Source organism: Aeromonas sp. QDB25 (assembly GCF_027707725.1).
GTDB lineage: Bacteria > Pseudomonadota > Gammaproteobacteria > Enterobacterales > Aeromonadaceae > Aeromonas > Aeromonas caviae.
In genome coordinates this window covers 48,589-58,775 of record NZ_JAPCIZ010000024.1, presented here as the reverse complement: position 1 = coordinate 58,775, position 10,187 = coordinate 48,589, and the positions used below count along the sequence as shown (strand labels likewise).

At 60.4% G+C, this 10,187-nt stretch carries 9 protein-coding genes; 4 read left to right on the top strand and 5 right to left on the bottom strand.

Going from position 1 to position 10,187, the window contains the following annotated elements; genetic code table 11:
- Positions 1-148: 148 nt before the first annotated feature.
- Positions 149-1,399, bottom strand: coding sequence for a LysM peptidoglycan-binding domain-containing protein (locus tag PG883_RS10725; protein ID WP_223925372.1), 1,251 nt, complete (start codon positions 1,397-1,399; stop codon positions 149-151).
- On the opposite strand from PG883_RS10725, the gene PG883_RS10720 reads away from it, so the two are divergent.
- A complete protein-coding gene (locus PG883_RS10720; RefSeq protein WP_010674135.1) occupies positions 1,400-1,672 on the top strand; it encodes a hypothetical protein in 273 nt (90 codons plus the stop codon).
- Between the two features lie 87 nt (positions 1,673-1,759).
- Here the strand turns inward: PG883_RS10720 and gloB are convergent, their stop codons facing one another.
- On the bottom strand, positions 1,760-2,524 hold the full coding sequence (gloB, locus tag PG883_RS10715) for a hydroxyacylglutathione hydrolase (protein WP_182935505.1): 765 nt from the start codon (positions 2,522-2,524) through the stop codon (positions 1,760-1,762).
- Positions 2,525-2,603: 79 nt separating this feature from the next.
- Between gloB and PG883_RS10710 the strand changes: the two genes are divergently transcribed.
- Positions 2,604-3,326 carry a class I SAM-dependent methyltransferase gene (locus tag PG883_RS10710; protein ID WP_010674137.1) on the top strand — a complete coding sequence of 241 codons (723 nt, stop codon included), beginning with the start codon at positions 2,604-2,606 and terminating at the stop codon, positions 3,324-3,326.
- 6 nt (positions 3,327-3,332) lie between these two features.
- Here the strand turns inward: PG883_RS10710 and rnhA are convergent, their stop codons facing one another.
- Positions 3,333-3,797 (bottom strand): ribonuclease HI, encoded by a 465-nt coding sequence (rnhA, locus tag PG883_RS10705; RefSeq protein WP_010674138.1) that lies wholly within the window; start codon positions 3,795-3,797, stop codon positions 3,333-3,335.
- Positions 3,798-3,872: 75 nt separating this feature from the next.
- Between rnhA and dnaQ the strand changes: the two genes are divergently transcribed.
- Positions 3,873-4,607, top strand: a complete 735-nt coding sequence (gene dnaQ / locus PG883_RS10700; protein ID WP_041212726.1) for a DNA polymerase III subunit epsilon — start codon at positions 3,873-3,875, stop codon at positions 4,605-4,607.
- Positions 4,604-5,854, top strand: coding sequence for a TIGR03503 family protein (locus PG883_RS10695; protein ID WP_201896644.1), 1,251 nt, complete (start codon positions 4,604-4,606; stop codon positions 5,852-5,854). Before dnaQ ends, PG883_RS10695 begins: the two co-directional genes overlap by 4 nt.
- 75 nt (positions 5,855-5,929) lie before the next feature.
- Here PG883_RS10695 and PG883_RS10690 read toward each other — a convergent pair whose 3' ends face one another.
- Positions 5,930-7,447, bottom strand: a complete 1,518-nt coding sequence (locus PG883_RS10690; protein WP_039038835.1) for an HD domain-containing phosphohydrolase — start codon at positions 7,445-7,447, stop codon at positions 5,930-5,932.
- Positions 7,448-7,621: 174 nt separating this feature from the next.
- Positions 7,622-10,078 (bottom strand): acyl-CoA dehydrogenase FadE, encoded by a 2,457-nt coding sequence (fadE, locus tag PG883_RS10685; protein ID WP_201896637.1) that lies wholly within the window; start codon positions 10,076-10,078, stop codon positions 7,622-7,624.
- Positions 10,079-10,187: the final 109 nt, after the last annotated feature.

Below are 10,187 nucleotides of genomic sequence, written 5' to 3'. Positions count from 1 at the left end.
CATCGTTCAGATCGTTTGCAATAGACATAAAAAATCCGGAACCAGTGATTGGTTCCGGATTGTCCTACAGCAGAAGGATCGGTCAATGGATCCTTAACTGATCAGCATTGCGCATCAAGCGGGGTATTTTTTGGATTGCGACGAGCGATCAGCTGTTGTTCTTCACGAACAGGGTCAACTCCTGACCCGGCTTGAGATAGTCACTCTTGCCGAGCTGGTTCCAGCGCATCACATCGTTGACGGCGACCTGGAAGCGGGCTGCGATGGAGGAGAGGGAATCTCCGCGGCGCACCTGATAGACCATGGACTTGTTGCTGCTCTTGCCCTGCTTGGGCCAGACCACCAGCTTCATGCCAGGCTTGAGGGCTGATTTGGCGTTCAGGCCGTTCCACTTGGCCAGGTCGGCGTGGGTGACCCCGTGTGCCTGGCTGATGCTCCACAGGTTGTCACCGGAGCGCACCTGATAGTTCACCTTGCCACCACTGCGGCTGGCGAGCTGCTGCGGTTTGCTCTGGGCAACCTGGGTTGCGCGCCCGCTATTGGGGATGATCAGGCTCTGGCCACGGCGCAGGTTGTTGCCGCGCATGTTGTTGGCCAGCTTGAGCTGTTGCACGGTCACCCCGTGATTCTGGGCGATCCGTGACAGCGTATCACCACTGGTGACCTGATAGGAGCGCACACCACGGGTACGTTCACGCTGGGGCAGATCGGCCAGAGCCAGCTCCAGGGTGTCGGCGTACTCGACGGGGACCAGCAGGTTGTAAGGGCCCTGCGGCGAGGTCATGCCACGCTTGAGCGCAGGATTGAGCGCCTTGAGCTGGGAGGCGGAAACGCCAGCCAGCTGGGCGGCCACGTTCAAGTCAATCTGGCCACCGGTATTGATGGTTCGCAATTGCGGCTTGTTGGCCAGCACCGGCAGGGTGACATTGTATTTGTCCGCATTGCGGATCATGTCGGCCATGGCCAGGATCTTGGGCACATACATCCGGGTTTCGCGGGGCAGGTCCAGCGACCAGTAGTCGGTCGGACGACCAGCCCGCTCGTTGCGGGTGATGGCGTTGCGCACCCGACCTTCACCGGCATTGTAAGCGGCCAGGGTCTGCAGCCAGTCACCGTCGAAGAACCGGTTCAGGTACTCCAGGTAATCCAGTGCGGCATTGGTGGATGCAAGGACATCGCGTCGACCGTCGTACCAGTTGTCGTGGCGCAGGCCGAAATTCTTGCCGGTTGCAGGAACGAACTGCCAAAGACCGACCGCATTGCTGCGGGAGCGGGCATTGGGATCGAACATGCTCTCGATCATGGGGATGGTAATAAGCTCCATTGGCAGCTCACGCCGTTCGATTTCCTCTACCATCAGATACAGGTAGGGCTCAGCCCGGCTGGCAATGGTCGCCATATGCTTATCATTGCGCAACAACCAATCACGCTGTTGGCGAACCCGGGCATTATCGTGCGAGTCCAGCTGCATATCATCGCTGATACGCACCCACAGGTTATCAGTGTCATCCAGCTCTTCTATCTGTTCGTCGCCGAACAGCATCCGCGAAGAGTGTTTTTTGTACGTTTTCTTGCTGACTTGGGGGGATTTGATCGGCTCGATTGCCGTTACCGCCCGGTCATCCTGATGGCTCAGGTTTTGACAGCCGCTGAGAAACAGCGCTGCCAATAAGGCCGTTCGTAGCTTCATCTCGCTCAGGTCATCTGTGGAAAAACAGCTCGCATCATAAGGGGCAATGCCCCCCTGATCAAGGTTTGTTCAAAAAACGTCCTTCCAGGCCCGCAGCACAGCGAAGGTATCCTCTGGATTTTCCAAGCATTTAAGGGCGTATTTCTCAGCAGAAAATTTTACCGAGTCCTGCTCGCAGCGCAGAAAAACATTGAAATTCCGCTCATCTCCCAGCCGGGAGGGGAGACTCGGGAGGCCCTGCTGACGCAGTTTGCTGATCACGCCGATCTGCCGCTGGATCGCCAGGTTGTCGGGCTCGACCGCATGGGCGAAACGCAGGTTGGAGAGCGTGTATTCATGGGCACAATAAAGGAGGGTCTCATCGGGCAGTGCCGCGAGCCGTTGCAGGGAAGTGTGCATCTGTGCCGGGGTCCCTTCGAACAGACGGCCGCAACCGGCGCTGAAGAGGGTATCGCCACAAAACAGCATGCCCTGGCCGTAATAGGCGATGTGCCCCAGGGTATGACCGGGCACATGGAGGACATCCAGACTCAGGCCATGCCAGTTGATCTGATCCCCGTCGTCGAGCCACTGGCCGTGATGGTCCGGCATGGGGTCATGCTTGGGACCATAGAGGCGAGCGTGGGGGAAGTGTTGCAGCAGCTCGGATACGCCCCCGACGTGATCGCGATGGTGATGGGTCAGGAGGATGGCATCCAGCACCAGATCCAGCCCAGCCAGCCGCTCCAGCACGGGAGCGGCCTCGCCCGGATCGACGACCAGGCAGTGATTTTCATGACGGATCAACCAGATGTAGTTGTCGCTGAAGGCGGGAACTGTGATGACGGTATACATGGGTCGAGGTCTCTTGTGTTCTCTTTAAGGAAGGGATCTTATATAACTGGATGGCATTCGCCCCCGAGTTGGTCCCATTATGCAACTGGCACGTACCGAACAACAGATCGCGCTTCCGACCAGTTGGTCCGCACTGCCCATGGGGGACTGGGTGGCCGCCGAGCTTCAGGAGCGCCTCGACAACTGGTGCCCCCACCTCTTTGGCTATCACTTGCTCAAGATAGGAGCCCTGAGCGCCGAACTCTCCTGCGGTTGTTCCACCATTCGCCATCAAATCGGTGTCGCCCCCGGCGGACGGCTGCTGGACATCCAGGGGGATCCGCTCGCCTTGCCGGTGCGATCGGGGAGCGTGGATGCCTGCCTGCTGGCTCACTGCCTCGATTTCTCGCCGGATCCTCATCAGGTGCTGCGGGAGGCAGAACGGGTGCTGACCGACGATGGCTGGCTCATTGTCAGCGGTTACAACCCGCTCAGCCTGGTGGGGCTGGGTCACTATCTGCCCTTCATGCGGCGGCATCTGCCCTGGTCTGCCCGCATGTTCACGCCCGCACGGGTGACCGACTGGCTGCAATTGCTCGGCTGCGAGGTGATGTTCGACGAGCGGTTCGGTTTCTCCTTCATGGGCAGGCAGAGCAAGATCGGCTGGTGGCGGGAGAGTCTGGGGCGGGACTATTGCCGCTCCCTGGCGTCTGTTTACGTGATTGCCGCCCGCAAGCGGCGTTTCCCCGTGACACCGGTGCGTCGCCGCTGGCGGCTGCCGGAGTCGATGGCCGCGCCAGGCATGGCGCGCCAGGGCGGCTAGCAGGCATCAGGGCTGGTAGCCGCTGTCTTCGGCAAGCTGCTTGCCGCTGGCGGCCTCACGGGCCAGCTCGTCACAGCGTTCGTTTTCCGGGTGGCCCGAGTGTCCTTTCACCCAGAGCCATTCGATCTGGTGACGGGCCACTTCCGCATCCAGGGCCTGCCAGAGATCGACGTTCTTGACCGGCTGGCGGTTGGCGGTCATCCAGCCCTTCTTCTTCCAGCCGATGATCCATTGGGTGATCCCCTGGCGCACATACTGGCTGTCGGTGGTGAGCCGCACCTGGCAGGGTTCGTTCAGGGTCCGCAGCCCCATGATGGCAGCCATCAGCTCCATCCGGTTATTGGTGGTCAATCGAAAACCGGCGGAGATCTCCTTGCGATGCTTGCCATAGACCATGACGGCACCATAGCCGCCGGGGCCCGGGTTGCCTAAGCAGGAGCCATCCGTGAATAAATCAATCTGTTTCAACATGAGCAATCAATCTGTTTTAGCGAGAGGCTTGGGGTAAACTAGCGAGTAAAACCGAAGTTTGACATGGATTTGATCATGAGCACACCCCAACTGAATCGCCAGATCATTCTGGATACCGAAACCACCGGCATGAACACCGCGGGCGGCCCCGTTTATCTTGGGCACCGCATCATCGAGATCGGCTGTGTGGAGGTGATCAACCGCAAACTCACCGGCAACCATTTCCACGTCTACATCAAGCCGGATCGGCTGGTGGACCCCGAGGCCATCGCCGTGCACGGCATCACGGATGCCTTCCTGGCGGACAAGCCCTCTTTTAGCCAGATAGCGGACGATTTCATCGAGTTCATTCGCGGCGCCGAGCTCATCGCCCACAACGCCCCCTTTGACGTGAGCTTCATGGACTATGAGTTCAGCAAGCTCGGTCTGAACTTCAAGACGGCGGATATCTGCGGCATCACGGATACCCTGGCGATGGCGCGGGATCTCTTCCCGGGCAAGCGCAACAACCTGGACGTGTTGTGCGATCGCTACGGCATCGACAACTCTCACCGTACCCTGCACGGCGCCTTGCTCGATGCGGAGATCCTGGCGGACGTCTACCTCCTGATGACGGGTGGCCAGACCAAACTCAATCTCGCGAGCGAAACCAGCGAGAGCGAGACCAGCCAGGATACCGGCATTCGTCGTCTGGAGAGTAATCGCCCGCCGCTCAGGGTGGTGCGCGCGAGCGACGAGGTGGCGGCTGTCCATGAAGCGAGGCTGGATCTGGTACAGAAAAAAGGAGGTGCCTGCCTGTGGCGGCAATGAGATCGCTTTGGGGGCTGCTGCTGCTGGCCTCCCTCCCGGCCGCGGCCAACGAGGTGTTTGCGCCTTCCGACATTCCTCTGCTCGACAACCGCTTTCGCATCGATTACGGCGTGAAGGAGATCACCTTCATCATCAAGCGCAAGCCGGGGACGCCCTCGGTGATCCTGGTGCGACCCGATGGCAGCAAGCTCTATGTGGGCAAGGTCAAGCCGCCCGACGTGGGCTGGTTGCCCCTCAAGGATCAGGATCTCATCACCATCCGCGACCCCATGCCCGGCCCTTGGCAGGCGATCGGGGAGGTGGACCCCGACAATCGGGTGCGCCTGCTCACCAACATCCAGGTCGAGAGCGAGCCGCTGCCGGCCCGCCTCTATCAGGGTGAGCGTGTCAAACTGCAATCCCGTCTGCTGATCGATGGCGCGGCGCCTGGGGCGGGTTACTACCTCACCGATCTGGGCATGACCGTCAAGCTGCAGCAGTTCAATGATGCCAGCCAGAGCGGGGATCCCGTGTTCGAGGAGACCCTGGGACGCTACATGGATGATGGCAAGGGGGTGGACGAAGTGCCGGGGGACGGTATCTTGACCGCCGAGGCAGTACTGGACGTCCCTGCGGGAAAATATCGAGCCCTCTTCAGCACCGGCAATGAGGTCTTCTCACGAGCCCAGTCACAGCAGGTGCTGCTCTACCCCTGGCCGGTCAGCTATTCCCTGAATCCCCCCTCCGGGGAGGGGGGAGCCAAGCTATCTCTCGTCATCGATGTGGATGAACTGGATCCCGCCTCCGTGGTCATCCAGGGCAAGGCCATCGACGGCGGCAGCAGTAGCATGACGTTCAACGAGGTGGCGACAGCGCCGCGTTTTGGCGTGGATCTCTCCGCCCTCAAGGCGGCAGGGCAGTACAAGGTGGAGGCCACCCTCTTTGGAACAACCCGGCTCGGTCGCGAGGTGCAACTGCAATTGCCGGCCAAGTCGTTCACCATAGCACCGCCTCCCCCCCCTCCCGCCCCCTCTGCGGCCATGCCCGCATCCGCCGCCACCCCCGACCGGTTCGAGGAGCGGGAGAGTCTGGTCTGGCTGCCCTGGGCGCTGGGGGGAGGTGGCGTGTTGCTGCTCTTGCTGGGGGCCGGTGGTTTCATTCTGCTGCAAAAGCGCCGCACCCTACACAAGGCGATGGCGGCGCAGAAGGCGCAACTTGAAGAGACGCCAGCAACCCCCAAACTGGATCTCAATCTGCCGGAGCAATAATTCCGCGCACATTGCAAAGAAGCCGCCAAATGGGCGGCTTCTTCATGGTCGCAAGTGGATGGGGTGAACCCGATATCAGTGAGCGCCGATATAGATGTCTTTGTACTGCTCGCGAATATCGAGGAACTTCTCCAGATTGGCCAGCATCAGGTCCACCAGGAGGGGGTCGAAGTGCTCTCCTTTCTCCTCCTTGATCAGCGCCAGCACCTGATCCAGCGGCCAGGCCTGCTTGTAGCAACGATCCGAGCCCAGGGCATCGAACACATCCGCCAGGGCGACGATGCGTCCTTCCAGCGGAATGTCCTCTCCCTTCAATCCGCGGGGATAGCCGCTGCCATTCCACTTCTCGTGATGGTTGCCCGCGATGGTGGCGCCTATCTGGAACAGGGCCAGGTCACTGCCGGAGAGCATGTCCTGCCCAAGCTGGGCGTGGGTTTTCATGATCTCCCACTCCTCGGGAGTGAGTTTGCCCGGTTTGTGCAAGATGGCGTCCGGGATCCCCACCTTGCCGATGTCGTGCAGGGGAGAGGCACGCTTGATGAGCTCGCACCTGTCCTCATTCATGCCGAGCAGCTTGCAGAACAATTCGGTGTAGAGGGCCACCCGCTTGACGTGCAAGCCAGACTCCTTCGAGCGGCTCTCCACCAGCTCGCCGATGCGATAGATGATCTCTCGCTGGTTGTCACCGATCACCTCGTTGAGCCGGATATTCTCCAGCGCCACTATGATGTTTTCGGTGAACAGGCTCAGCAGCCCGGTATCCATCTGGCTGAGCGGGCGAGTGGTCTCGATGTGGAACAGCAGGTGGTGACGGGCATTCTGGCAATAGAGCACCATCTGGTTGCCATCGTAGACATTGGCTCCCTTGGCCATGGCACAGCGCAGTATTTCCGGCGCATCGACGAGGCGCAGCATGGGACCATCGCTGAGCAGAGGCTCGAGCACCTGATCCCGCACCTCATACGCCAGGTGCTTCACATCGTAAATCTGGGACTCTTCCAGATTGAGCAGGGCGCTGAGCTGGGTCTGGGCTCCTTCGACGAACTGGCGCAGGGCACGCTGCTCGAAGATCCCCTTGGACGCCTCGATGACCTTCTCCAGCCCCTGTCGATTGCTCTCAAGGGTTCGGATGTCCCGATAAGAACGCAGGCTGGCGCGCAACAGGGTGCGCAGTTTCTGGGAGGTAAGTTCGGTCTTGTCCTTGTAGTCGTTGATGTCGTAGTTGGTCACCACGTCATCTTCCGGGGCCTGGCCGGGCTGACCGGTTCGCAGCACGATGCGTACCATCTTGTTTTGCAGCTCGTCACGCACGAACTTGACCACCTCGAGACCAGCATGATCGACCTCCATGACGACGTCGAGCAGCAGCAGGGCGACATCCGGGGTGAGGGCGAGCAAGGCTTTGGCTTCAGCCGCAGAGTAGGCGTGCAGAAAATCGATCGGCTTGCCGTCGAATTCAAACTTGTTCAGGGTGATTTTGGTGATGCGATGCACTTCGGGTTCATCGTCCACTATCATCACCTTCCAGCCGGCGGGACGCGGTGCTGATTGGGGAAGATCTTCATCATCAATAATCAGGATTTGATCATCCATTATGCAATCCTGTGTGTGATCCTGTGCTTACCTTAACCGCTTCATTCAATATAGGAAACGGATTGATATCCAAAATATGATCCAGTCGGTTTCTCTTTCTTCGTATCGGATGCCATCCACCAGCCCTTTCATGAAAAACGCCTCCACAAGGGAGGCGTTCTGGCATCAGAGGCATCAAGCTGCCCTGTGATAGGCGGAGGCTTCAAACAGTGCCTTGTTGGCCACCAGGTCGACGGGATCGAAGTCATCGACGTTGATGGTGCGAAGGCGACTCTCCTCGGCGCGCCGCAGCAGGTCCGCTTCGGCCTGGTTGATGACACCGAGGCTCAGGCCCGCCTCTGCCACCTTGTCGAGCTGGGTGAAGGGGCGTTTGCTCCCTTCGGCTTTGCACACCTTGTCAAACAGCGGCTCTGCGGTCAGCACATCGTCCAGCGCCTGTTCCAGCAGCCCGAAGGGGTTGCCCTCCTCGCGCGTCAGATATTGGCCCTCGGCCAGACGGCTGCGAGTGGCACTTGGCACCTGGAGCAGGCGGGCTACCTGGCTGTCGAGCTTGTCGGAGGGACGCTTCAGGTCGCGACCAAGGGGTAGCACGATGGCGCGCAGGGCCAGACCAATCCAGCGATTCGGGAAGTTGCGCAGCAACTCGTCGATCGCTTCCTGAGCCTTGAACAGGGCGTCTTGCAGTGCCCAGTGCAGCAGCGGCAGGTCGGCCTGCTGGCGTCCTTCATCCTGATAGCGCTTGAGGGCGCTGGAGGCCAGATAGAGCTGGCTCAGCACATCGCCAAGGCGGGCAGAGACCCGCTCCTTGCGCTTGAGCTCGCCACCCAGGGTGCCCATCGCCATGTCTGACAGGAAGGCCAGGTTGGCGGAGAGGCGAGAGAGCTGCTGATAGTAGCCCTTGGTCTGATCCTTGTAGGGCGCGGCGGCGAAGCGGGCACCGGTCAGCCCCAGCCAGAAGCTGCGCACCAGGTTGCTGATGGCAAAGCCCACGTGGCTGAACATCGCCTTGTCGAAATCTTTCAGCGCCTGCTCTTTGTCGGGGTGGCTGGCGGCCAGCATCTCCGGCAACACGTAGGGGTGGCAACGGATGGCTCCCTGACCGTAAATGATCATGCTGCGGGTCAGGATATTGGCTCCTTCGACGGTCACGGCGATGGGCGCACCCTGATAACCACGGGCCAGATAGTTGTTCGGCCCCATGCAGATGGCCTTGCCGCCATGGATGTCCATTGCATCGATGATGCACTTCTGGGCGCGGTCGGTGAGGTGGTACTTGACGATGGCGGAGATGACCGAGGGTTTTTCACCGAGATCGATGCCGGTGACCGTCAGTTTGGCGGCGGCGCCCATGATGTAGGCGTTGCCACCCAGGCGTGCCAGCGGCTCTTCAATCCCTTCCATCTTGCCAATCGGCAGCTTGAACTGGCGACGGATGCGGCTGTAGGCACCGGTGGCCAGGGCCAGCATCTTGACGCCGCCCGTGCTGTTGGAAGGCAGGGTGATGCCGCGACCGACGGAGAGACACTCCACCAGCATACGCCAGCCCTGACCGGCCATAGCCGGACCGCCGATGATGAAGTCGAGCGGTACAAACACGTCTTGGCCGTGGGTCGGGCCGTTCTGGAACGGCACGTTGAGCGGGAAGTGGCGACGACCGATATCGACTCCCTTGATGTGGGTCGGAATGAGGGCGCAGGTGATGCCGAGCTCTTCTTCCTCACCCAGCAGGTGGTCAGGGTCACGCAGCTTGAAGGCGAGGCCGAGTACGGTGGCGATGGGAGCCAGGGTAATGTAGCGCTTGTTCCAGGTCAGGCGCATGCCGAGCACCTCTTCCCCTTCCCACTCGCCTTTGCAGACGATGCCGAAGTCGGGAATCGAGCCCGCATCAGAACCCGCTTCCGGACTGGTCAGGGCGAAACAGGGGATCTCCTTGCCGACAGCCAGACGGGGCAGGTAGTAATCCTTCTGCTCGTCAGTACCGTAGTGTTGCAGCAGCTCACCCGGCCCTAAGGAGTTGGGCACGCCGACGGTGGAGGCGAGCACGGCGCTGGCGCCGCACAGCTTTTGCAGCACGCAGGACTGGGCGTAGGCGGAGAACTCCAGCCCGCCATATTTCTTCTTGATGATCATGGCGAAGAACTTGTTGTCCTTCAGGTATTGCCACACCTCGGGAGAGAGATCGGCACGCTCGTGGGTCACTTCCCAGTCGTTGACCATGCGGCACACTTCTTCAACCGGACCGTCCATGAAGGCCTGCTCTTCGGCAGACAGCGTGCTGACCGGAATGGCGTGCAGCTTCTTCCAGTCCGGGTTGCCGGCAAACAGATCCGCTTCCCACCAGGTCGTCCCCGCTTCGATGGCTTCCTTCTCGGTTCGGGACATCTCCGGCATGATGGACTTGTAGATCTTGAACAGCGGCTTGGTCAGCTGGTTGCGGCGAAACTCCACCAGATTGAGGGGCAGGGCTATCACCGCGAACAGCGCCCACACCAGCAGGGGCACATGGCCATAGAAGGTGCCGGCGACCAGGGCGGCGGCCGTGGCAAGCGTGGCGGTGAACAGGGACGCACGGCGATAGGCCATGGCGCCGATCACCAGGATCACCCCGAGCAGAGTGAGGGTCGTCGTCATTGTTTGCTCCTTGCATGAATTGCCGAGGTTGGGAAATTGGCGTTAACTGATCCAGAGGTCTGACCTGTTGGATGTGGCCCCTGTTGTAATTCATACGCACAAACTTATC

Excerpts from the sequence above, each read along its gene's own strand:
- PG883_RS10725 (WP_223925372.1), bottom strand. The coding sequence starts at position 1,399 with ATGGCGACCATTGCCAGCCGGGCTGAGCCCTACCTGTATCTGATGGTA.
- PG883_RS10720 (WP_010674135.1), top strand. The coding sequence starts at position 1,400 with ATGCTTATCATTGCGCAACAACCAATCACGCTGTTGGCGAACCCGGGC.
- gloB (WP_182935505.1), bottom strand. The coding sequence starts at position 2,524 with ATGTATACCGTCATCACAGTTCCCGCCTTCAGCGACAACTACATCTGG.
- PG883_RS10710 (WP_010674137.1), top strand. The coding sequence starts at position 2,604 with ATGCAACTGGCACGTACCGAACAACAGATCGCGCTTCCGACCAGTTGG.
- rnhA (WP_010674138.1), bottom strand. The coding sequence starts at position 3,797 with ATGTTGAAACAGATTGATTTATTCACGGATGGCTCCTGCTTAGGCAAC.
- dnaQ (WP_041212726.1), top strand. The coding sequence starts at position 3,873 with ATGAGCACACCCCAACTGAATCGCCAGATCATTCTGGATACCGAAACC.
- PG883_RS10695 (WP_201896644.1), top strand. The coding sequence starts at position 4,604 with ATGAGATCGCTTTGGGGGCTGCTGCTGCTGGCCTCCCTCCCGGCCGCG.
- PG883_RS10690 (WP_039038835.1), bottom strand. The coding sequence starts at position 7,447 with ATGGATGATCAAATCCTGATTATTGATGATGAAGATCTTCCCCAATCA.
- fadE (WP_201896637.1), bottom strand. The coding sequence starts at position 10,078 with ATGACGACGACCCTCACTCTGCTCGGGGTGATCCTGGTGATCGGCGCC.